We start from the raw sequence: 21398 nt of genomic DNA on the forward strand, positions 1-21398 counted from the left end.
GGTAGAAATGAGGAGAGATGATGGGGAAGGTTTATATCGTTGGAGCGGGTCCTGGGGATCCAGATTTAATCACTGTTAAAGGATTGAAATGCATTGAGAAGGCAGATGTTATTTTATATGACCGTCTAGTAAATAAAGAATTGCTTTCTTATGCAAAGCCGGAAGCAGATTTAATTTATTGCGGGAAACTCCCGAATTATCACACGATGAAGCAAGAGACTATTAACACATTTCTTATTAAATACGCAAAAAAAGGAAAAGTTGTAACGCGGTTAAAGGGTGGAGATCCATTTGTATTTGGTAGAGGTGGAGAAGAAGCTGAAGCGTTAGCGAAACAAGGTGTGCCATTTGAAATTGTCCCAGGTATTTCAGCTGGAATAGCCGCACCTGCTTATGCTGGCATTCCTGTAACGCATCGTGATGCAAGTGCGAGTTTTGCTGTTGTGACAGGACATAGGAAAGAAGATGCTGAAGAGGAAGTGAAGTGGGAAAATCTAGCGAAAGGTGTAGAGACATTAGCTGTCTATATGGGGGTTAGTAATTTGTCCTACATATGTGAACAACTTATCAAGCATGGAAAGGATAAAAGTACCCCTGCTGCTATTATTGAGCGGGGAACGACGTCTATGCAGCGCACAGTTGTTGGGGCGTTAGGGACAATTGTAGATATTGCGAAAAAAGAACAAATTCAAAATCCGAGCATGATTGTAATTGGAGAAGTTGTCCGTTTTAGAGAAAAGATCCATTGGTTTGAGAAACAAACGGAACAGACTTATCAAGTAAGCGGAGTGTTATAAAATGAAAGCCATCTTATATATATGTCATGGAAGTCGTTTGAGGGCAGCGAAAGAAGAAGCAATTCAATTTATTACATCATGTATGAGCCGTATAGAAGCGACGATTCAAGAGGTTTGTTTCTTAGAATTAGCGAATCCTTCTATTGAAGAAGGATTTCGTACATGTGTGAAGCAGGGGGCGACAGAAATTATCGCTATTCCTGTTTTTTTATTAGCGGCAGGTCATGTGAAGAAAGATATACCATTTGAATTGAAAAAGTTAAATAAGCAATATCCAAATATTAAAGTTACTTATGGTAATCCGTTTGGTGTATCAGAAACACTTATAAAATCGGTATATAACGGAAGTGGCATTGAACAGGAAGAAAAGGACGATGTGATACTGTTGCTCGTTGCAAGGGGCAGTAGTGATCCTGAAGTTTTACGAGATATAAATTGGATCGCTTCTTTATTTCAAACTGAAGAGAAAATTAAAAAAGTAGAGGTTTGTTATTTAGCAGCTGCGGAGCCGAAATTTGAGGAGAAGTTGAAGGAAGTTGTAGAACGAAAAGAAGAGCGTATCATTGTGCTACCGTATTTGTTATTTACAGGATTACTTATGAAACATATTGAGAAAGAAGTGCGTCAATATGAGTTGGAAGGGATAAAAATAAGCCCATATTTAGGAAAGAATGAAGCGTTTCAAGAGATGTTAATTCAGAAAACGAAGGAGTTATTGAAGGGAGATCAATATGTATCCACTTACAGTGCGAGTTGATAAGAAACGTGTTGTTGTCATTGGTGGAGGAACAGTTGCGGGATTTAAAATTATTCCTTTACTAAAACAAGGTGCTGATATAGTAGTAGTAAGTCCAGAATTGGATACAAAATTAGTGAAACTTGTTGAAGAGAAGAAAATTCGTTGGTATCAAAGAGAGTATGAAAAAAGTGATATTAAAGGTGCTTTTTTAGTTGTTGCAGCGAGTAGTGATGCCGTATTAAATGAACAAGTTGCTGAAGATGCCGCAGAGAATCAGTTGGTAAATGTTATTACGAACCCAGAAAGTGGTAATGTTCATTTTCCGGCGGCGATTCATCGTGGGTTGCTTAATATAGCGGTTTCCACCGGGGGAGCAAGTCCAAAGCTCGCGAAAAAAATTCGAGACGATATCGCGAATAAATACGATGAAACATACGAAATATATTTAGATTTTCTATATGAAGTAAGAATCAAGTTAAAAGAGTTAAAGTTAGAAAAGAGGGAGCGAAATATATTGCTACAAGAAGTATTGAAATCAGTATATGTGCAAAATGAGGAAAAGAGAGAACAGTTTTTACAAAAATTAGAGGAGAAAGTTCTAAAATAATAAAGTGAAACTTTAATCAGTGGGGGCATTCCCCGCTGATTATTAGCCCACACCAATCGGGCTTTTACGGACAGTTAGTCTCCCGCCTAACTTCTTCGCCTGCGCCAAATTTTGAGGTGGGAGTCTTACTGAACGTTAATGCGGGATAAAACGTAAATTGCACTTTACAACTATAAAAATATAATTTATAATCACAAGTAACTTCAATAGATGAAATCGATGAGCAAGAAGAGTACGTATATTTGATGCGTTCAGAGAGCTGGGGTAAGGTGTGAGCCCGGTACGATAAAATATACAGAATGGGCTTGCGAGAGGTATGTTGAACATTGTAGTAGGCAACCCGGGTTCCGCCGTTAAAAGGATAGAGTATCGGAATTATTCCTGTACTTGAACAAGTGGGATTTATCAATCCAATTGAGGTGGTACCACGGTATTTACATTACATATATCGTCCTCTACATGCATATTTGCGTGTAGGGGACTTTTTTATTTTCTAAAGGAGGTGTGCGAGTATGAAATGAAAGTGTATAATTAATAAAAGTTTAAATATTCAGAAAAGGAGAAATTATGATGAAAGAAACACAGCAATGGACGTCGAAAATAGGCTTTGTACTCGCAGCAGCCGGAGCCGCAGTAGGTCTTGGTGCGATATGGAAATTTCCATATGTTGCCGGTAATGGCGGGGGAGGCGCATTCTTCCTTGTATTTTTACTATTAACTTTATTTATAGGTATGCCTCTTCTATTGGCGGAGTTTGTTATTGGACGTAGCACGCAAAAAGAGGCGGTTACCGCTTATAAAGTACTAGTACCAAATAGTAAAGTATATCCTTGGATTGGTCGTATGGGAGTTGTTACTTGTTTTAGTGTACTCTCTTTCTATAGTGTTGTAGGTGGATGGATTTTACTTTATTTGTACTATAGTGTCACAGGTAGCTTCTGGAACGGAGTAGTTGATTATGGGAAATTGTTTGGTGAAACAATTTCAAATCCAGCAAGTGCGATTGGAGCACAATTTCTTTTTATGCTTTGTACTATTTTTGTTGTAAGTAAAGGTGTAGAGAAAGGTATAGAAAAGGCAAGTAAGTACATGATGCCGCTATTATTTATTTTGTTTATTGCTATCATTATTCGTGCTTTAACACTTGATGGAGCTTTTGCTGGAGTAGAGTTCTTCTTAAAACCTGATTTTTCAAAGCTTACAGCAGATACGATTTTATATGCGATGGGACAATCTTTCTTCTCATTAACAGTAGGTGCCTCCGTAATGGTAACGTATAGCTCGTACTTAAAGAAAGAAGAGCACTTAGCTAAGTCAGCAACGTCTATTGTAAGCTTAACGATCTTTATTACAGTACTTGCAGGATTAGCAATTTTCCCAGCGATCTTCGCATTAGGAGTTAAGCCGACTGAAGGACCAGGACTACTATTTATCGTCCTTCCAGCAGTATTTGCGAAAATACCATTTGGACAATTCTTCTTTATTATGTTTTTAATTTTATTCTTCTTTGCGACTTTAACATCTGCGATTTCAATGCTTGAAATTGTAGTAGCATCTGTTGCGAAAGATAATGAGAAGAAGCGTCCATCAGCATCGTTATTAATTGGTATTCTTATTTTTGCAGTTGGAATTCCATCAGCGTTATCGTTTGGAATTATGAGTGATGTGAAAATATTTGGGAAGACATTCTTTGATTTCGTTGATTTTTCGGTAAGTAATGTGTTGCTGCCGTTAGGGGTACTAGCCATTTCGCTATTCGTACCAAATAAAATGAGTAAAGAGTTATTAATGAAAGAATTAGAAGTTACGGAAACGAAAGGGAAAACATTGTTTAATATTTGGTTTTTCTTATTACGTTATATAATTCCAGTAACTGTAATTATCGTATTTTTAAATGCGATCGGTGTATTTAAAATGTTTGCATAAAAAAAGATGGGGATCTCCCGTCTTTTTTTATGCTGACGTTGATGAATGTAATAGACGATTATATGCTTTATAGGCTGTAACGACTGCGAGGAATGAACCGATTAAAAATAACACTGAGCCGCCAAATGTAAATAGTCGACCAATATATGTTTCTCTAGCTTCTTCTATTTCTTCTTGTAATTGTGTATTCATATTTATCCCCCCACAAAATATAGGCATTTAGTTGTAGTTTATGTGAAATGCCTATAAAGTGTGAAGTGGTAGTAAAAAAACTCGGTATGCACCGAGTTTTTTTATAATCCGATATAAGGAGATGGATCAACTGCATTTGTCTTACCGACATTCCATTCTCCAAGGTGAAGTTCAAAGTGTAAATGTTGACCGTATGATTGACCCGTATTTCCCATGAACCCGAGTTGATCGCCTTGTTTTACAGTTTGTCCATTCGATACAGAACGGCTACTCATATGAGCGTATACTGTTGTATATGTTTTTCCGTTTATACGGTGTGATAAATATACAACGTTTCCGTAACTTGATGATAATTCCGAACGAATAACAACGCCATCTGCAGCAGCAATAATTGGAACTGTTCCTGAAGCAGCAATATCGATCCCTTTATGGTTATCTAAAGAACGCGCGCCAAATCCAGAAGTTTTCGATCCGGCAGCTGGTTTAATAAATCCGCCGGTATTTGTATCGTGTGGTGTTGGGGCTGATTGAGCTGATTGAGCAGATGTAGTAGCTTGTTTTTGCGCTTCTTCTGCCTTACGGGCTTCTTCCGCTTTTCGTGCCTCTTCTGCACGTTTTTCTTCTTCGATTGCTTTTTGAACAGCTTGACGCTGGTTTTCTAAGATGCCTTTGGATTCTTCTAATCCTTCAATCTCTGAATCTACTTTTGCTACTTTTGTATGTAGATCGTTAATAAGTGTTTGTTGCTGTTGCTGATTTGTTTGTAACTCTTGTTGTTTTTGTACTAATTTTTGTTCAGCTTCTTTTAGTTGTTGCTCTTTTTTCTCAACAGCCTCTTTTTCTTTCGCCACAGCATTTTGATCTGTTGTTTGTTTTTTCACAATATCTGTATCGTTGTTTAATATTAAACTTACGGAGTACATATTATCAACAAGATCAGCAATGTTTGCAGAGTTTGTTAATACCTCTGTAATGATATTTGTACGTGGTTTTTCTTGCATGGATTGTAATCGTTGTTTAATAACTTCCTGACGTGTATCTATGTTTGTTTGTAATTGTTCTATATGTTTCTTTTTTTCAGCGATTACTTGCTGGGTTTTACTAATGTCTTTTTTTGTATCGTTTAATTCAGCCTCGTTTTTATTAATAGAAGTAGTTAATTCGTCGATTTTCTTCTGTAATTCTTGAATTTCTTTTTCTATTTGTTCTTTCTCAGCTGATTTATTTTGTAAGTCATTTTGTTTACCTTCTAATTCAGATTGAATATTAGATAATTTATCTTGATTCGTTTCAGCGTATACGGGTGAAAGTAATGGGGAAGCAAATATCGTTCCTGCTGCTAAAACACTAAATGCTGCAAATTTCTTTTTCATTGTTGTCTGGCTCCTTTCCCTATGAATGTATATATCATAAGAAGAAGAATGGTGTCTATCGTTGTAATCATAATGTAAAGAAAATTTTATAAAATTGCTAAGTTTTGTCGGAATTTATCATTTTTTAACCTTAATTGTCATGGTAGTTACATTTTTTTATGCGTGCAACAAGGGTGTATTTTTTGGTTTTTATTGTAAGATAAAGGGAAAAATGGAGACTGTTTTATGTAGTGAAATACTATTTGGGAGCGCAATAAAACACTGGTAAGGAATCGTTCTCATGTGAGGTTTTCTGACATGAGGTTTGTTTTTGTCAAGAAAATTATTTGTGTTCGGGCAAACTTATTTTGTTGTCAGATTTAAATTTTTGATTTATGATTTTTAACAGGGACAAAATGTAGTGAATTGTCGAATAATATGTAATACTCTTAATTTCTTAGTTTCATAGAACGAGAGAAGGGTAGAGTGAATGCATCTAAGAAGGGGGTTGCAGCAAGTATGAAAAGGATAGGACTTGCATGGCAAATTTTAATAGGACTTGCGCTTGGTATTGCAGTTGGGGCGATTTTCTTTGGCAATCCGGCAGTAGTGAGCTATTTACAACCAATTGGTGATATTTTTATCCGATTAATTAAAATGATCGTTGTACCGATTGTTGTAGCAAGTATTGTTGTTGGGGTTGCTGGTGTTGGCGATGTTAAAAAACTAGGTCGACTAGGCGGAAAGACAATTATTTACTTTGAAATTATTACAACGATTGCGATTGCTGTTGGCCTACTGGTAGCGAATATTTTCCAACCAGGAAAAGGCGTAAATATGGACCAGTTAACAAAGACAGATATTTCGAAATATACAGCTACAACAGAGCAAGTACAAAGTCATTCGTTTGCGGATACATTTGTAAACATTGTGCCGACGAACATTATGAAATCATTAGCTGAAGGAGATATGCTTGCTATTATTTTCTTCTCTGTATTATTTGGTTTAGGTGTAGCGGCAATTGGTGAAAGAGGAAAGCCAGTTATGCAATTTTTCCAAGGTGTAGCCGACGCGATGTTTTACGTAACAAACCAAGTTATGAAATTTGCGCCATTTGGTGTATTTGCATTAATTGGTGTTACAGTTTCTACATTTGGACTAGCTTCATTAATTCCGTTAGGAAAATTACTAATTGTCGTGTATGGGGCAATGATCTTCTTCGTTGTAGTTGTATTGGGACTTACAGCGAAAATATTTGGGATTAACATTTTCCAATTCTTTAAGATTTTAAAAGACGAACTGATCTTAGCATACTCTACAGCAAGTTCAGAAACAGTTTTACCGAAAATCATGGAGAAAATGGAGAAATTCGGTTGTCCGAAAGCAATTACATCTTTCGTTATTCCGACAGGTTATTCATTTAACTTAGATGGATCGACTTTATATCAAGCGATTGCGGCTATTTTCTTAGCGCAAATGTACGGCATTGATTTATCCCTTACACAACAAATTACATTATTACTTGTGTTAATGGTTACATCAAAAGGTATTGCGGGTGTGCCTGGCGTATCATTCGTAGTATTATTGGCGACACTTGGTACTGTAGGGATTCCAGCTGAAGGTTTAGCATTTATTGCAGGTATTGACCGTATTTTAGATATGGCTCGTACAGCAGTTAACGTTGTAGGTAACTCTTTAGCAGCTGTAGTTATGTCTAAGTGGGAAGGTCAATATGACGCTGAAAAAGGACAAGCTTATTTGAAAGAAATTTCTAATAAACAAGCAGCTTAATTATAATTTGAACAAGCTCTCACATAATATGTGGGGGCTTTTCTCTATATAGAAAAGGAGCAGGCGTAATGAAACGTAAATATGGTGACGGTTCTTCGTGGAAGCGATTAATAGAAAAAGATTATATAGTCAAGCAGGTAGAAGATGGGATGCTTGGAATATTAGATATAAAAAAAGTGAGAGAACCTAGTTATAAAAAATATGATGGTGAAGAAGTTTGTATTGCAGACGATCAGTATACATGGGTGCAATATTTTATAGATGGGAAAAACTTTGCGATTACGGCTATGCTAGACGACCGGAAAAATTTAGTGCAATATTATATTGACGTGACGAAAGAATATAATATAGACGAGCGTGGTTTACCTTATTTTGATGATTTATATTTAGATGTAGTATTGTTACCGAACGGTGAGATTTATGTATTGGATGAAGACGAGTTAGAGGATGCCTATAGTATGGGAGATGTTACAAAGGAAGAATATGAACTAGCTTGGCATAGAACAAAATGGATTGTAGCGACGATAAAAAACGGAGAATTTTATTGGATTTCAATATTAGATAAAGAAATTGAAAAATTAAAATGATTGGTGTATTCGCGTTTTTGTATAATTACCAAAAAAATCTATACAAAAAATAATTGACTTTTGTTTTGTAAGCGAGTAAAGTTAGGAAAGAAATTATTATTAAAAAATAAATATGAAACCTTCTTATAAAGAGAGGCGGAGGGACTGGCCCTACGATGCCTCGGCAGCGGACTCGATTTTAGAGTGCTGTGCCAAATCCAGCAAGCATGTGCTTGAAAGATGAGAAGAGTGTTTCTTATAGATGTATAAGACCTCTTCTCGTTGGAAGAGGTCTTTTGTTATTCATTAGAAAAAAGGTTGAAACTAGGGAGAGATGGTACTTTGAAAGAAACGAGAGGAAATGGTTTAGCTTTATTACCACTTGGGATATTTTTGGCGCTATTTATTGGTTCTGGAATTATTACAGGTGATTTCTATAAATTGCCGATACTTGTAGCGATTTCAATTGCTGTAGGAATCGCTTTAGCGATGAATCGTAAAGAAAGTTTTAATGTGAAAGTAGAACGATTCGCTAAAGGAGCAGGAAATCCAGATATCATGATTATGGTATTAATATTTGTACTTGCAGGTGCATTTTCTGAAACAGCAAAAGGAATGGGTGGAGTAGACGCAACTGTTAATCTGGCGTTATCTATTTTGCCACCAGGATTTATCGTAGCTGGAATTTTTGTTATAGGTGCATTTATCTCATTAGCGATGGGAACTTCAATGGGAACAATTGCAGCGTTAGCCCCGATTGCTGTAGGTATTAGTGGACAAACGGATATCTCAATTGCACTTACGATGGCAACTGTTGTTGGTGGGGCAATGTTTGGTGATAATTTATCATTTATTTCAGATACAACAATCGCAGCTGTACGTTCACAAGGAACAGAAATGAAAGATAAGTTTAAAACAAACTTTTTAATTGTATTGCCAGCAGCTATTATTACAATTGTATTATTAGTAATTATTACTTTAGGAAGTGATACACAAATTAAAGCTCATACTTTTGATTGGGTGAAGATTTTGCCATATGCAGGTGTACTTGTTACAGCGCTGCTTGGTTGGAATGTACTCATTGTATTAACTGGTGGTACAGTACTATCTGGTGTTATCGGATTTATAGATGGAAGTTACACGCTAGAGAGCTTCTTTAAAAGTGTAACGACTGGAATGGGCGGTATGATGGAGTTAGTATTACTTGCTATTTTAATTGGTGGTATGGTTGAATTGATCCAATATAATGGCGGTATTCAATATTTAATGAATCTTTTAACTCGCAATATTCGCTCGAAAAAAGGAGCGGAGTTTGGGATTGCTGGATTAGTGAGCATGACGAATATGTGTACAGCAAATAATACAATTTCAATTATTTTTACAGGTCCGCTTGCGAAAAACATTGCAAATCAATATGAAATTGATCCTCGTAAATCAGCGAGTGTATTAGATTTATTCTCATGTTGTGTACAAGGGTTAATTCCGTATGGGGCTCAAATGTTAACCGCGGCAGGATTTGCAGCTTTATCTCCGGTTGAATTGTTACCATATGCCTTTTATCCCATTTTAGTTGGGGTATGTGGAGTAGTTTCGATTCTGATTGGGTTTCCGAAGTTTTCGAAAGTAACTGAGAAAAAAGAGTGCCATAAAACAGCTTAATTTAATATGAAGCATTAAGATTGGAAACGGAAAACGTGCAGAGAATATCTCTGCACGTTTTTTGTATTATGAAGGACTGAATACGTCTCGGTCTTAAGTCTGAGTTGAAAACGGTTCTTAAGCTCGTTATGGAAAAATGAAAAAATAGTTAAGATAAGAGTATCAAATCGAAGGGAGGCAAGCACAAGATGAAACAATTTCTAGCGTTTATCGCGGCCGGTATTTTGGCTTTAATTGCTCTTGGTAGTCTTGCTGGTATTATAGGATTCGCAATCGGAGCAGGAGTTGTGTACTGGAGCTATAAATCATTTGTGCGAGCACAATCATTTTTTGGAAAGTTAGCTTGGGGTATTGTTGGTTTGATCGGCTTGTCCATCGCCCTTTCTCATTCCCCAGCATTAATCGGTATCGCAGCATTAGTAGTTTTATACTACGGATACCGTGAGTGGAAAAAAGAAAAACCTGTAGTTGTTGATTCTGCTCCAGAAAGTTCTAAATCATATAGCAACTTTGAAGATGAGTGGAACAAATTAATGAAAAACTAATAAAAAATAAATCAAATTTATAAAGTAGAAGAGAGGAAGATTTATAATGAAACAATCTTTATTCGGACGTGTACGCGATGCAATTTTAGCTGATTTTCATAATGTGTTAGATGAGAAAGAAAGAAAAAATCCAATTGCTATGTTAAACCAGTATTTACGCGATAGTGAGCGTGAAATAACAAAAATTGAGAAGTTAATTCAGCGTCATAAAACATTAAAATCTAACTTCGCTCGTGAGCTTGAGCAAGCACGCTATTTCGTTAACAAAAGATCAAAGCAAGCTATCATTGCTCAAGAAGCAGGCGAATTACAACTGCATGAGCGTGCATTAGAAGAGGTAGCTTATTATGAAGGGCAAGTAACTCGATTAGAAGAAATGTATGCAGGTGTTGTAGAGCAAATTGATGAATTAGAGCGTCGTCTTTCTGAAATGAAAAATAAGTTGAAAGAAATGCACGCAAAACGTATGGAATTAATGGCACGTGAAAATATGGCGCATGCAAATCGTCGTATGAATACTGCGATGCATAAAATGGATGAAAATAATCCGTTCTTACGATTCGAAGAAATTGAAGATCACATTCGTGACTTAGAAACTCGTATGAATGAAGAGCATGAGCGCGATACATTTGATATGAAAATTGCAAAACTTGAGCGTGAAATGAAAGAAAAAAGTGAAGTATCGTTAACGAAGGAAATAACAAAATAATTGTAGTATATTATAAAACAGGCTTATGATATAGTGATAGGAGAAAAGGTGTTGGAAAGCAATGCCTTTTCTTCTATGTATATGTGATTTGAAGGGGGGAGCTGAAATGAAAAAGCAATTTTCAAAAACACAATTAATGGGGATGCTCCTCATCGTATTTGGATTCGGTCTTTTTCTTGATATGATACTTGGTCATTTTGAGCCTGGTGCACTTATTTTTGCATTTATTATGATTATGTTTGGAAGGTATTATCGAAAAAAGAATCGTTATGTAAGGGGAAATGTATTTTTATTTGTTGGTGGTATTGTATTCTTATTTTTCTTATTCTCATCAGCAGCCTTTGTACTCGTAGTATTTGGTTGTTTAGCTTTAATTGGTTATCAACTTATTCAGCAAGGACATCAGCAAAAAGCAATGAAGGTTGAAATTAAAGAAAAAGGATATATAGATGAAGAAAAACAAATATATCGTACAGAACCGTACTTGAAAAATATGTTCGTAGGAAATGTACGAGTGATGGATCATATTTATGAGCTTGAGGATATTAATGTTCAATATGGTGCTTGTGATGTTGAAATTGATTTAACGACCGCGATGATTCCAGAGGGAGAAACGGTAATCGTTATTAGGGGTGTAGTTGGTAATATCCGTTTATATGTTCCATATGATATTGAACTGTCTTTAAATCACTCTGTTATTGTTGGGCGAGTACTTCTGCCAGGACACGAAGAAACAGGGTTTAACCGTAATGTTACGTTTAGAACAGAGCAGTATATAGAAGCTCCCCGCCGTATAAAAATTATTTCTTCGCTTGTCGTAGGCGATACGGAAGTGAGGAAAGTATAATGAAAAAACAAAAGAATATTTCGTGGATGTATATTCGATATTCTATGTTGTCCTCTGTGAGTATCGCACTTATTTGTACAATTGTATATGTATGGAAAAGCGAACAACAAGTTTATGATTTACTCTGGAAAGAATCCATCGCTTCTGTTCCAATTGGCTTGTTTATTATGAGTACTAGTCTTCTTATTGGAGGAATTATAGGCTATGCTATCGGTTATTATATTGAGCAGCGTATACAAGGATTAAATACTTTTCTATTTGAAGTAGAGCGAGGGAATTTTCCAAATGATGTTTCGTTTACTGCGGATGATGAGTTTCATGAAGTGGAACGAAAAGTAATCGGTCTTGCTCGTCGATTAGAGGAGCAAGCGGGACTATTTCAAAAAGTAACGAATGAACGAGCTCATTGGAATGAAGAGATGAGGCAAGAAGCGATTTCTCAAGAAAGGCATCGATTAGCAAGGGAACTGCATGATTCAGTAAGTCAGCAGCTTTTTGCAATGTCGATGATGATGTCAGCGATTAATGAACAAGTAGCTGAATTTCCAGATACGACAAAAAAACAATTGCAGCTTGTTGAAAATATGGTTGTAAATGCGCAATCAGAAATGAGAGCGTTATTGCTGCATTTACGCCCAGTACAATTGGAAGGTAAAAAACTGACTGAGGGCATAGAAGAATTGTTAACGGAATTATCTCGAAAACAACATATGAAAATTGAATGGCTTATTGAGCCTATTGAATTAAAAAAAGGTGTAGAAGATCACTTATTCCGTATTGTGCAAGAAGCACTATCAAATACTTTACGGCATGCGAAGGCGAAGAAAACGGAAGTACGTCTTCGTAAAATTGATCAATATGCGATTTTAAAAATTATAGATGATGGCGTTGGATTTGAAGTAGGAGTTAATAAGGCGGGTTCATATGGCTTAAGATCCATGCAAGAGCGTGTTCATGAGATTGGCGGGACACTAAAAGTGCTTAGTTTTCCAAATAAAGGAACGCAAATTGAAGTGAAAGTACCGACTATGATTGAGAGAGGGGGAGAAGTATGATAAAAGTATTACTTGTTGATGATCATGAAATGGTTCGCATGGGTGTATCAGCGTATTTATCGACACAGCCAGATATTGAAGTAGTTGGAGAAGCTGAAAATGGAAGAAAAGGTTCAGAATTAGCACTTCAATTAAGACCGGATATTATTTTAATGGACCTTGTTATGGATGAGATGGATGGGGTTGAAGCAACGAGGGCTATTATTCAAGAATGGCCAGAAGCAAAGGTTGTAGTTGTAACGAGTTTTTTAGATGATGAAAAATTGTATCCTGTGATTGAGGCTGGAGCAACAAGTTATTTATTGAAAACATCAAGAGCAAGTGATATTGCGGATGCTGTGCGAGCTACTTATGACGGGGAAACCGTATTAGAGCCGAAAGTTACTGGTAAAATGATGTCTCGTATGCGTCAAAAGAAGGAACAACCTTTACATGAAGAGTTAACGGAAAGAGAGTATGAAATTTTGCTATTAATTGCAGAGGGAAAAAGTAATCAGGAAGTTGCAGATGAACTATTTATCGCCCTTAAAACAGTGAAAACACATGTAAGTAATATATTAAATAAATTACATGTAAGTGACCGAACACAGGCAGTTATTTATGCGTTCAGGCATCAATTAACAAAATGATAAAAGGCTTTGGCTATTTATATGCCAAAGCTTTTTATTGACGATATAAAATGTAAGCGTTATCATAAAGGTGTTAACAGGACATATAAAGGGGAGAATGTATATGTTAGTTCAAACTATATTTGGAATGGATAAATCTAAAAAATTAGGGGATTATGTGAACGCATTACAAGCACTTTGTGAACAATATAATGTTGAAACAGATCGAATTGCTATTATCGAAGCGACAGAGGAATACTATTTATTTTTAGTAAAGCAAGAAGAGCAATATGACGTTGTTAAGGTAGAAACAGTAGATACAAATATTGATTATTATACGAAAGCGTATAAAATAAGTAGTTTTAATCATACTGCTTATCAAATATAAAAAACTCCCGTTTGGGAGTTTTTTTATGAGGCTTTTATGTTTTGAGATTCATTTATTAATGGAACTTTTTTTGCTCTGCTTAGTTTAGCGATCGTAAAACCGATAGTTGCACCTAATAGTGCTGGAATAAGCCATCCGATACCTTGATTATAAAGTGGAATAAATTCAAAATGAGATGTGATAAACGCAACAGAAATATTGCCTTGTTTGAGCCCGTCAAATACGCTTACAACTGCCGCTCCAATTAAAGCACCTACATAAACAGATCGATACCCGCCGAAATACTTATGAAGTAGTGATAGTAGAACGAGTACAATCGCTATTGGATATACAACAAGTAAAATAGGAACAGAGATTGCAATAATTTTTGTTAAACCTAAGTTGGCAACTAGTAGTCCTAAAAAGCAAATAATACTTGCGAATATTTTGTATGAAAATTTCGTCAATAATGTTGAGAAATATTGACTGCATGCAGATACAAGTCCAACGCATGTCGTTAAGCAAGCGAGTGTAACGATAAGAGATAGTAGAAGCAGACCGTATGGACCGAATAATTGTTGTACGATAACAGTAAGTAGCTGTCCACCGTTTTTTGCGTATCCGAGAGAGATGCTAGTTGCACCAAGCCAGCCAAGTGCACCATATACAAGTACGAGCCCAGTAGCGGCAATAAGTCCTGCTTTTGCTGTTGCAATGGCAATGGATTTACGATCATTCACACCTTTAGAGCGAATGGCATTTACAACAATAATCCCAAATGCAAGTGCTGAGATAGTATCCATCGTTAAATATCCTTCCATAAAACCTTTGAAAATTGGGGAAGTTCGATATTCTTGCATTGCTGGTCCTGATTGCCCGAGTGGTGTAAATACACTTTTAACAAACAATAAGAAAATAGAAAGTAATAAAATAGGTGTTAATATATTTCCGATACGGTCAACAAGTTTAGATGGATTTAAACTAAGCCAAAATACGATAGAAAAGAAGATGACTGTGTATAAAAATAGCGCTAGGTTACTAGATCGAATTGTTTCTGGCAAGAAAGAACTAACACCCATTTCATAAGCGACGTTAGCGACACGTGGAATCCCCATAGATGGACCGATTGCAATATATACAACTACAGTAAAGAAAATTCCGAATAATGGGTGAACATGACTTGCAAGTTGTTGCATACCGTTCCCAGATAAAGAAATTGCAATAACAGTTAATAACGGTAAGCCGACTCCTGTTAGTAAAAATCCAATCATTGCAGGCCAAAAGTTTTCACCTGCATTTTGTCCAAGCATGGGAGGGAAAATTAAATTACCTGCCCCAAAAAATAAAGAAAATAGCATAAGACCCGTGAAAAAAATATGTTTTTTTGATACAGTGTTCATTGTGTTTTTCCTCCTTTTTAAAATTCATTTGTAAGAACACAAAAAACTCGCCCCTAAAGAAAGGGACGAGTTATATTTACCCGCGATACCACCCTAATTTATACATGTAGAAATAAATCTATATGTATACGGCTTTGCAACGTACAACATGATACGTGTTCCTTGTAACGGGGGACAGCCGGTAAGAACTTACTGTAACATTCAGTTCTACTTCTCGGAGATGATTTTCGGTTACGCACTGAACGTTGGCTTTCAGCAAATCGCCAACTCTCTGGGGAACAGTTCTATAACGTACTCGTTCTCGTCAATGAATTTTAGTTCAAGTATTCTGACAGTATTGTTGCATGATTTTTTTAGAAAGTCAATATATTTTTTGTAGATACGTTTGAATATTGAAATATAGTCGGGAATATAAACGTCTCGAAGGGATTTGTAAAAACAAAATAAAACTTTGTAGAGAATTGTAAAAAATGTGGAGAAAATTGATATTTACAGGAGTGAAGCAGGGATTAGTTGAATTTATAGAGAATAATACAACAATCCACTTGCTGGAAAGAACAAACCAAAAGAGGTGACTGAAATGCTTGCGATGGGAGTGTTATTTGGTATTATTGCTATAATTGGTTTTATGTGGTTGTATTATTCGCGTTCGTTTAAACAAGCAGAAGTTTTACTCTTTCAAAAAGGTAGTTTGTTGACAAATCAGTCTAGATATTTAGTATGTCCGAAGTGTGGAAGTGCACAGGCCAGAAGTGGGGGATATCAAGAGTGTTGTAAAATTAGATTATGAAAGAAGGAAGCCTCACATTATTTTGTGAGGCTTCCTTCCTTACAATTTCATGGCACTCCAAATGGTCCACCGATCTCTTTCGATAATAGGAGAGACGTTTTTTAATGCTGTTTGGATATGCTGGAGAAGTTGAGAAAGTTCATGATCTGTTAATTCGTATAGAATGGATCGTCCGGTTCGAGGAGATAGGTCTTGCAGTAACGCTTCTACAGAATCATGTATTTTCCGTACTTCCCATTGTGTTTGAGTGGGGAACACGTGAAGAGAATGTTTTTGTAATTCTTGCTGTATAATAGCAGTTTTTGGTCTTCTTTTTGCTTCGGTTTCAATGAGTTTTGGAAATACTGAGAAAAAATATCCACGAATGTGTTCTGGACTTCCTGGAATTGTACAATCTTCAATGGTTCGATCTTGTAAAATAAGTACACCGTTTTTCTTTAGTATGCGAGAAGCTTCAAGTAGAAATGTAGGAATGTCTTGTAAATGATGAATAACTGCGCGCGAAATGACAAGGTCGAATGTTTCGTTGGGGTATGGGATATTATGTGCATCACCGTGAATGAATGAAATGTTTGGAAAGCCGCTACAATTTTCTTTTGCAGCTTGTAATATTTCTTTTGAAAAATCAAGGCCAACAACACTTTCAGCGCCCATAAGAGCAAGTTCTTTCGTATAAATTCCCCCACCACAGCCTATATCAATTACTTGTTTGTTTTGTATATTTACAATGTTGTTTATCATTTTGTTCCATGAAATATGTGCATTACGAGTTGCATACGTATACTTATTATTTGCATCATGAAAATTGATGGACATTGTAAAATCCTCCCTTCAGTGTATAGTATAGCGTATTATTTATCATGCAACGTTTTTGTTTTATATATGACTATTATAAGAATTTCTTATTGGAAAAGGAGAATTGATTTGAAAGGAAAATACGTCATGTTTTTATTGGTGGTTTTACTTGCGGCGTGTGGACAAGCTGAGCAGAAGAAAGAAACAAAACAAGTAGAAGAGACGGTGAATGAAGTGAAAGAAACAGTAGGAGTAACTGTTATACAAAAAAAACATAAAGAGAAAAAGTTACAGGAATCAGAAGCTAAGTTAGTAATAGACATAATAAATAAAGCGGCAAAACAAGAAGTAACAGGTAGCTTTGGTGAACCGGAATACGAAATACAAATTAGTAGAGATGGGGAAAAGGAAACATATTATGCATGGTTAAGAGGAGAAGACCGAAGAGGGTGGGTGCAATATAAGGACGACATGTATATGCTGAACGAAAAAGATACGGAACAACTTTTGGCTATATTTCCGAAGATTTCAGAACAAAAGGAAGGTGAGATGCAGGTAGGACCTTTAACGGAAGTAACAAAAAAAGATTTGCAGATTACTGCATTTCATATTAAATCAGGTGATCAAAAAATGAATTATACGGTACGTTATACGATTTCACAATCACTATACAATAAGTTAGTAAAGGAACAAGAATATTATTTGCAATTGATTTTCCCGGAAAAAATTCAAAAATTAATTGGAGCAAAAGAGAGTGAAATCATTTCAGCTGAAAAAGTAAAAGAAGGATATAAGCAGTATGAATTGAATGTTACTGTTCCGATAAAAGATGCGTCATTATCACAATTAAAATCATTAGAAACATATTATGAAAATTACGATTTGAAAATATTAAATAGTAAAAAAGAAAAAATAGGTGTTTTTCAAAATATAATTCAAATTGTTAAAGAGTATGGTGAAAAAATGAATTTACAAAGATAAAGTGAAACTTTAATCAGTGGGGATTTTGTTCATCCCCCACTGATTATTGGTTGAAGCAATCGGGCGTTTACGGGCAGCTGGGCTCCCACCTAACCTAACTTCTTTGTTTTAGCCGAATTTTGAGGTGGGAGTCTTACTACCCGCAAATAGCGGGATAAATGTGAATCGTAAAATCTATATGGCCTTTCCTAGGAAATGATAATAGAGAGGGAAAAGGAACCCTCTCTATTATTTTGCTTTAGCTGATGGCTTATTCATTGATTTTCGTGTAATAAGAAAAGAAATCATAAGAGCGGAAAGAATGATAAGAGCGATAAATAAGTGATTTGGCAACCAATCTAATAATAATATATAGCTAACTGTATAAAAAATAAGAGTTGAAGCTAAAAAAGATAGGGCGCCTATTATGATAGATTGTAATTTCATGTGTATATACCTCCTTTCATTTATATTTTTGGCTAAAAATGGATTAAATAAACATTTTTTCTAAGAATAGAAAGAAATATGTCATAATAGAGAAAAGAATAAGTTGTGATGGGTGTTTATTGCTCATTAAAGAGAGATAAAGGAGAGGAATATGAAAGATAATAAAAAAGGATTATGGGGAATTATCGTTGCAATAGGGTTATTTTTACTGTCTAAGTTAAAGTGGGTATTTGCAATTTTTAAATTAGCTAAGTTTTCAACTGTATTTAGTATGTTTCTATCGCTTGGTGCATACGCAGTTATATATGGTTGGAAATTTGGGGTAGCGCTCGTTTATTTGTTGTTTATTCATGAAATGGGTCATTTATGGGCTGCGAAAAGAAAAGGGATACCAACATCACCCGCGATCTTTATTCCATTTATGGGAGCTCTTATTGGGATGAAAGAGATGCCGAAAAATGCAAAAGATGAAGCTTATATCGCCTATATGGGACCTCTTTTTGGATTGCTTTCATTTTTACCAGCTATTCCACTGTATGTAATAACGAAAGAGCCATTTTGGGCGCTTGTTATTTTGCTTGGAAGTATGATTAATTTCTTTAATTTAATTCCAGTTTCACCGCTAGATGGTGGCCGAATTATTTCAGTTGTAAGTACTAAAATTTGGGGAGCAGGACTTGTTTTACTGCTAGGCTATTCAATTTACTTTAAAAGTATTTTTGGAGGATTTATTTTTATTATTGGCTGTATGGAATTATATAGGGTAATAAAGAGAGATGAGCCAATTAAGGAATTAGGATATAGAATTGATGGAATGAAAGAATATGTTTCTAGGTTTGAAGAGGAATTAAAAGAAACTGGTGCGGTGCATCGAACTATATATATGATGCACCATGAAATGAATGTATTGAGACAAAGAGAGCGGGAGAAAGAATTAAAAACAGGAGAACTTCAAAAGATTGAAGTGTTAGAGTACCTTTTACCAAAGTTTGAGCCACTTGATTACGTTCCATATGAAGATGAAAAAGAAACGCATACAATTCATATGAGAGAAGCGTTTGAAATGTCAGAAAGAAAATTACATGAATGGGATACAGAAAAGAGACAACAAGAAAACTATTATAAAGTTGATGCGAAAACGAAATGGGCAGTATTTGCTTGTTATATCGGATTAATAGCTATCCTTGGTTATACAGCTTATGAAGGGTATATTGTTTTACAAGAACATTTGCCAAGGAGAAGCATGTAGAAAAATAGTGTCGAAATGATAGGGAGAAGTTAAACAGGGAATAATAAGCTAACTAGAATGTTAGCTTATTTTCTTTTGTAAGTACAATGTTCATATATTTTTCACAAAAACACCGTGTTAATAGTGATTAAAATCACAATATGTATTATACAATTCAGTTAAACTAAAAACAGTTAAGGAAATAGAGGAGTTGGATAAAATGTTAAGTGCAAAAACAATTGAAATCGTAAAGTCAACAGTACCATTATTACAAGAAAAAGGTGTTGAAATTACAACGAGATTTTATCAAATTTTATTTTCGGAACATCCGGAGTTATTGAATATTTTCAACCATACGAATCAGAAAAAGGGAAGACAACAACAAGCGTTAGCAAATGCTGTTTATGCAGCTGCAATGTACATTGATAATTTAGAAGCTATTATTCCAGTTGTAAAACAAATCGGTCATAAGCATAGAAGTTTAGGGATTAAAGCGGAACATTATCCGATTGTAGGTACATGTTTACTACGCGCAATTAAAGAGGTCGCAGGTGCACCTGATGAAGTTTTAAATGCATGGGGAGAAGCGTATGGTGTTATTGCTGATGCATTCATTAGTATTGAAGCAGAGATGTATGAAGAGGCTGCATATAAAGAAGGTGGATGGAAAGATTTCCGCAACTTTGTGGTTGATAAAAAAGTGAAGGAAAGCGACGTTATTACATCATTTTATTTAAAACCTGAAGATGGCGGGAAAGTTTCTTCATTCATCCCAGGACAATATGTAACGATTCAAATAAATATTAAAGGTGAAACATATACACATAATCGTCAATATAGTTTATCTGATGCTTCTGGAAAAGAATATTATCGCATTAGTGTAAAGAAGGAAAAAGGTGTAGATACACCAGACGGAAAAGTATCTAATTACTTACATGACCATGTAGAGGAAGGAGATATCTTACCAGTAAGTGCACCAGCGGGAGATTTTGTATTAAATATGGAATCAACATTACCTGTTGTACTAATTAGTGGTGGAGTGGGGATTACACCGATGATGAGTATGCTAAATACGTTAATTGATCAGGACTCAAAACGTAATGTATGTTTTGTTCATGCGGCGATAAATAGTAATACACATGCGATGAAAGAACACGTTAAGGCAGTAGATAATGAATACGAACAAGTTAAAGCATACACTTGCTATTCTGCACCGACCGAAAAAGATTTAGAAATGAAGAATTTTGATAAAGAAGGTTTCGTTGAAAGTGAATGGCTGCACACTATTATTCCAACAACTGAAGCAGAATTTTATTTCTGTGGTCCAGTGCCATTTATGAAGCATATAAATGCTGTACTAACCGATTTAGGTGTGAAACAAGAACATATTCATTATGAATTTTTCGGTCCAGCAGCAAGCCTACAATAGGCCGAATTTGAATGATAAAAAACGAGGTATTATTTTACCTCGTTTTTTATTTGTTCTCTTAATAGCCGATTTACTGTTTCACGGCGTATACCTATTAGTTGACCAATTTCACTTTGCGTTAATATTTCATATATAGGAATGTCACCTAAATAGAGTGTGAACCACTCTTGTAAACGATGAAGACGTTCTTTTGGAGAGACGGTTGTCAATTGATCAATTCGTTGTTGCATCATTCTTAATTTTGATTGCAATTGCATAGCGATGTTGGCATATGATTCAGGATTTGCCTGAAGTTTATCGTACCATTCACTACTCATAATAGGTTCAACTTCTGTTTTTATTAAAGCGATAGCTGTACCGTGATATTCCTTTGGTGAAATTAAAGAATGGTGAGGTATCGTTTCACCTGGAACGATAATGTTGAATAAAAAGGGTGTTCCGTCTTCTTGTAGCCGTACCACTTTTAATAAACCTGTTTTTATAAAATATAAAGGACCGTTCTCGCCTTGACGGAATAGTACATCTCCCTTGTGTAAAATCAATGTTAGCCCCCCATTTAAGCAATTTCTATTTCTTCTATTTTAGCGTA

23 protein-coding genes, 1 riboswitch and 2 other annotated features are annotated in these 21398 nt (G+C 35.5%); of the genes, 17 read left to right on the top strand and 6 right to left on the bottom strand.

Annotation, left to right across the window (positions count from 1 at the left end; translation table 11 throughout):
- Window positions 1–20 precede the first annotated feature (20 nt).
- The 4 genes from cobA (at window position 21) to ACQKNR_RS10710 (ending at window position 4069) form a co-directional block, all read left to right on the top strand.
- Complete coding sequence (cobA, locus tag ACQKNR_RS10695) at window positions 21–797, top strand: uroporphyrinogen-III C-methyltransferase (RefSeq protein ID WP_427317652.1); 777 nt, start codon at window positions 21–23, stop codon at window positions 795–797.
- Window position 798: 1 nt separating this feature from the next.
- Window positions 799–1554 carry a sirohydrochlorin chelatase gene (locus ACQKNR_RS10700; RefSeq protein ID WP_427317653.1) on the top strand — a complete coding sequence of 252 codons (756 nt, stop codon included), beginning with the start codon at window positions 799–801 and terminating at the stop codon, window positions 1552–1554.
- Window positions 1529–2143 carry an NAD(P)-binding protein gene (locus ACQKNR_RS10705; RefSeq protein WP_427317655.1) on the top strand — a complete coding sequence of 205 codons (615 nt, stop codon included), beginning with the start codon at window positions 1529–1531 and terminating at the stop codon, window positions 2141–2143. Before ACQKNR_RS10700 ends, ACQKNR_RS10705 begins: the two co-directional genes overlap by 26 nt.
- Before the next feature lie 210 nt (window positions 2144–2353).
- Window positions 2354–2602, top strand: a binding site (T-box leader).
- Window positions 2603–2713: 111 nt separating this feature from the next.
- Complete coding sequence (locus ACQKNR_RS10710) at window positions 2714–4069, top strand: sodium-dependent transporter (protein ID WP_427318000.1); 1356 nt, start codon at window positions 2714–2716, stop codon at window positions 4067–4069.
- Window positions 4070–4096: 27 nt separating this feature from the next.
- On the opposite strand, the gene ACQKNR_RS10715 is transcribed toward ACQKNR_RS10710, so the two are convergent.
- Window positions 4097–4261: a hypothetical protein gene (locus ACQKNR_RS10715; protein WP_427317657.1), complete on the bottom strand. Its 165-nt coding sequence runs from the start codon at window positions 4259–4261 to the stop codon at window positions 4097–4099.
- Between the two features lie 101 nt (window positions 4262–4362).
- Complete coding sequence (locus ACQKNR_RS10720; protein WP_427317659.1) at window positions 4363–5634, bottom strand: murein hydrolase activator EnvC family protein; 1272 nt, start codon at window positions 5632–5634, stop codon at window positions 4363–4365.
- A 498-nt stretch (window positions 5635–6132) separates the two neighbouring features.
- On the opposite strand from ACQKNR_RS10720, the gene gltP reads away from it, so the two are divergent.
- The 9 genes from gltP to ACQKNR_RS10765 all read left to right on the top strand — a co-directional run bounded on the left by gltP (window position 6133) and on the right by ACQKNR_RS10765 (window position 13781).
- Window positions 6133–7404, top strand: coding sequence for a glutamate/aspartate:proton symporter GltP (gene gltP, locus ACQKNR_RS10725; protein WP_427317661.1), 1272 nt, complete (start codon window positions 6133–6135; stop codon window positions 7402–7404).
- 68 nt (window positions 7405–7472) lie between these two features.
- A complete protein-coding gene (locus tag ACQKNR_RS10730; RefSeq protein ID WP_427317663.1) occupies window positions 7473–7991 on the top strand; it encodes a DUF402 domain-containing protein in 519 nt (172 codons plus the stop codon).
- Between the two features lie 120 nt (window positions 7992–8111).
- A riboswitch (SAM riboswitch) is annotated at window positions 8112–8217 on the top strand.
- A gap of 95 nt (window positions 8218–8312) precedes the next feature.
- Complete coding sequence (locus ACQKNR_RS10735) at window positions 8313–9629, top strand: Na+/H+ antiporter NhaC family protein (protein ID WP_427317665.1); 1317 nt, start codon at window positions 8313–8315, stop codon at window positions 9627–9629.
- A gap of 188 nt (window positions 9630–9817) precedes the next feature.
- Window positions 9818–10174: a flagellar basal body rod protein gene (locus tag ACQKNR_RS10740; protein ID WP_427317667.1), complete on the top strand. Its 357-nt coding sequence runs from the start codon at window positions 9818–9820 to the stop codon at window positions 10172–10174.
- 46 nt (window positions 10175–10220) lie between these two features.
- The gene (locus ACQKNR_RS10745; RefSeq protein WP_427317669.1) at window positions 10221–10883 is read left to right on the top strand and encodes a PspA/IM30 family protein; all 663 of its coding nucleotides are present in this window, start codon (window positions 10221–10223) and stop codon (window positions 10881–10883) included.
- Window positions 10884–10989: 106 nt separating this feature from the next.
- Complete coding sequence (liaF, locus tag ACQKNR_RS10750) at window positions 10990–11730, top strand: cell wall-active antibiotics response protein LiaF (protein WP_427317670.1); 741 nt, start codon at window positions 10990–10992, stop codon at window positions 11728–11730.
- Window positions 11730–12785, top strand: coding sequence for a sensor histidine kinase (locus ACQKNR_RS10755; protein WP_427317671.1), 1056 nt, complete (start codon window positions 11730–11732; stop codon window positions 12783–12785). Before liaF ends, ACQKNR_RS10755 begins: the two co-directional genes overlap by 1 nt.
- Complete coding sequence (locus tag ACQKNR_RS10760) at window positions 12782–13414, top strand: response regulator (RefSeq protein ID WP_427317673.1); 633 nt, start codon at window positions 12782–12784, stop codon at window positions 13412–13414. Before ACQKNR_RS10755 ends, ACQKNR_RS10760 begins: the two co-directional genes overlap by 4 nt.
- A gap of 97 nt (window positions 13415–13511) precedes the next feature.
- On the top strand, window positions 13512–13781 hold the full coding sequence (locus ACQKNR_RS10765) for a DUF3992 domain-containing protein (RefSeq protein ID WP_427317675.1): 270 nt from the start codon (window positions 13512–13514) through the stop codon (window positions 13779–13781).
- Between the two features lie 23 nt (window positions 13782–13804).
- Here ACQKNR_RS10765 and brnQ3 read toward each other — a convergent pair whose 3' ends face one another.
- Entirely contained in the window at window positions 13805–15160 is a 1356-nt protein-coding gene (gene brnQ3 / locus ACQKNR_RS10770; RefSeq protein WP_427317677.1) for a branched-chain amino acid transport system II carrier protein BrnQ3, read from the bottom strand.
- Window positions 15161–15218: 58 nt separating this feature from the next.
- Window positions 15219–15477, bottom strand: a binding site (T-box leader).
- Between the two features lie 263 nt (window positions 15478–15740).
- On the opposite strand from brnQ3, the gene ACQKNR_RS10775 reads away from it, so the two are divergent.
- Window positions 15741–15950, top strand: coding sequence for a hypothetical protein (locus ACQKNR_RS10775; protein ID WP_000880630.1), 210 nt, complete (start codon window positions 15741–15743; stop codon window positions 15948–15950).
- 39 nt (window positions 15951–15989) lie between these two features.
- Here the strand turns inward: ACQKNR_RS10775 and ACQKNR_RS10780 are convergent, their stop codons facing one another.
- On the bottom strand, window positions 15990–16766 hold the full coding sequence (locus ACQKNR_RS10780) for a class I SAM-dependent methyltransferase (RefSeq protein WP_427317679.1): 777 nt from the start codon (window positions 16764–16766) through the stop codon (window positions 15990–15992).
- A 108-nt stretch (window positions 16767–16874) separates the two neighbouring features.
- Between ACQKNR_RS10780 and ACQKNR_RS10785 the strand changes: the two genes are divergently transcribed.
- A complete protein-coding gene (locus ACQKNR_RS10785; protein ID WP_427317681.1) occupies window positions 16875–17726 on the top strand; it encodes a hypothetical protein in 852 nt (283 codons plus the stop codon).
- Window positions 17727–17954: 228 nt separating this feature from the next.
- On the opposite strand, the gene ACQKNR_RS10790 is transcribed toward ACQKNR_RS10785, so the two are convergent.
- Window positions 17955–18152, bottom strand: a complete 198-nt coding sequence (locus ACQKNR_RS10790; RefSeq protein WP_427317683.1) for a hypothetical protein — start codon at window positions 18150–18152, stop codon at window positions 17955–17957.
- A 151-nt stretch (window positions 18153–18303) separates the two neighbouring features.
- Here ACQKNR_RS10790 and ACQKNR_RS10795 point away from each other — a divergent pair, with 151 nt between their 5' ends.
- Together ACQKNR_RS10795 and hmpA are read left to right on the top strand one after the other, a co-directional pair.
- Window positions 18304–19401, top strand: coding sequence for a site-2 protease family protein (locus ACQKNR_RS10795; protein ID WP_427317684.1), 1098 nt, complete (start codon window positions 18304–18306; stop codon window positions 19399–19401).
- 199 nt (window positions 19402–19600) lie between these two features.
- Entirely contained in the window at window positions 19601–20809 is a 1209-nt protein-coding gene (gene hmpA / locus ACQKNR_RS10800) for an NO-inducible flavohemoprotein (RefSeq protein WP_427317686.1), read from the top strand.
- A gap of 29 nt (window positions 20810–20838) precedes the next feature.
- Here hmpA and ACQKNR_RS10805 read toward each other — a convergent pair whose 3' ends face one another.
- Window positions 20839–21351 carry a Crp/Fnr family transcriptional regulator gene (locus ACQKNR_RS10805; RefSeq protein ID WP_427317688.1) on the bottom strand — a complete coding sequence of 171 codons (513 nt, stop codon included), beginning with the start codon at window positions 21349–21351 and terminating at the stop codon, window positions 20839–20841.
- Window positions 21352–21398: the final 47 nt, after the last annotated feature.

The sequence above is a fragment of the Bacillus sp. NPDC094077 genome, assembly GCF_050279465.1.
In the GTDB taxonomy this organism is placed as follows: domain Bacteria; phylum Bacillota; class Bacilli; order Bacillales; family Bacillaceae_G; genus Bacillus_A.

Excerpts from the sequence above, each read along its gene's own strand:
- ACQKNR_RS10755 (WP_427317671.1), top strand. The coding sequence starts at position 11,730 with ATGAAAAAACAAAAGAATATTTCGTGGATGTATATTCGATATTCTATG.
- ACQKNR_RS10705 (WP_427317655.1), top strand. The coding sequence starts at position 1,529 with ATGTATCCACTTACAGTGCGAGTTGATAAGAAACGTGTTGTTGTCATT.
- gltP (WP_427317661.1), top strand. The coding sequence starts at position 6,133 with ATGAAAAGGATAGGACTTGCATGGCAAATTTTAATAGGACTTGCGCTT.
- ACQKNR_RS10745 (WP_427317669.1), top strand. The coding sequence starts at position 10,221 with ATGAAACAATCTTTATTCGGACGTGTACGCGATGCAATTTTAGCTGAT.
- ACQKNR_RS10700 (WP_427317653.1), top strand. The coding sequence starts at position 799 with ATGAAAGCCATCTTATATATATGTCATGGAAGTCGTTTGAGGGCAGCG.
- brnQ3 (WP_427317677.1), bottom strand. The coding sequence starts at position 15,160 with ATGAACACTGTATCAAAAAAACATATTTTTTTCACGGGTCTTATGCTA.
- ACQKNR_RS10790 (WP_427317683.1), bottom strand. The coding sequence starts at position 18,152 with ATGAAATTACAATCTATCATAATAGGCGCCCTATCTTTTTTAGCTTCA.
- ACQKNR_RS10710 (WP_427318000.1), top strand. The coding sequence starts at position 2,714 with ATGAAAGAAACACAGCAATGGACGTCGAAAATAGGCTTTGTACTCGCA.
- liaF (WP_427317670.1), top strand. The coding sequence starts at position 10,990 with ATGAAAAAGCAATTTTCAAAAACACAATTAATGGGGATGCTCCTCATC.
- ACQKNR_RS10730 (WP_427317663.1), top strand. The coding sequence starts at position 7,473 with ATGAAACGTAAATATGGTGACGGTTCTTCGTGGAAGCGATTAATAGAA.
- ACQKNR_RS10780 (WP_427317679.1), bottom strand. The coding sequence starts at position 16,766 with ATGTCCATCAATTTTCATGATGCAAATAATAAGTATACGTATGCAACT.
- hmpA (WP_427317686.1), top strand. The coding sequence starts at position 19,601 with ATGTTAAGTGCAAAAACAATTGAAATCGTAAAGTCAACAGTACCATTA.
- ACQKNR_RS10720 (WP_427317659.1), bottom strand. The coding sequence starts at position 5,634 with ATGAAAAAGAAATTTGCAGCATTTAGTGTTTTAGCAGCAGGAACGATA.
- ACQKNR_RS10795 (WP_427317684.1), top strand. The coding sequence starts at position 18,304 with ATGAAAGATAATAAAAAAGGATTATGGGGAATTATCGTTGCAATAGGG.
- cobA (WP_427317652.1), top strand. The coding sequence starts at position 21 with ATGGGGAAGGTTTATATCGTTGGAGCGGGTCCTGGGGATCCAGATTTA.
- ACQKNR_RS10765 (WP_427317675.1), top strand. The coding sequence starts at position 13,512 with ATGTATATGTTAGTTCAAACTATATTTGGAATGGATAAATCTAAAAAA.
- ACQKNR_RS10740 (WP_427317667.1), top strand. The coding sequence starts at position 9,818 with ATGAAACAATTTCTAGCGTTTATCGCGGCCGGTATTTTGGCTTTAATT.
- ACQKNR_RS10715 (WP_427317657.1), bottom strand. The coding sequence starts at position 4,261 with ATGAATACACAATTACAAGAAGAAATAGAAGAAGCTAGAGAAACATAT.
- ACQKNR_RS10775 (WP_000880630.1), top strand. The coding sequence starts at position 15,741 with ATGCTTGCGATGGGAGTGTTATTTGGTATTATTGCTATAATTGGTTTT.
- ACQKNR_RS10760 (WP_427317673.1), top strand. The coding sequence starts at position 12,782 with ATGATAAAAGTATTACTTGTTGATGATCATGAAATGGTTCGCATGGGT.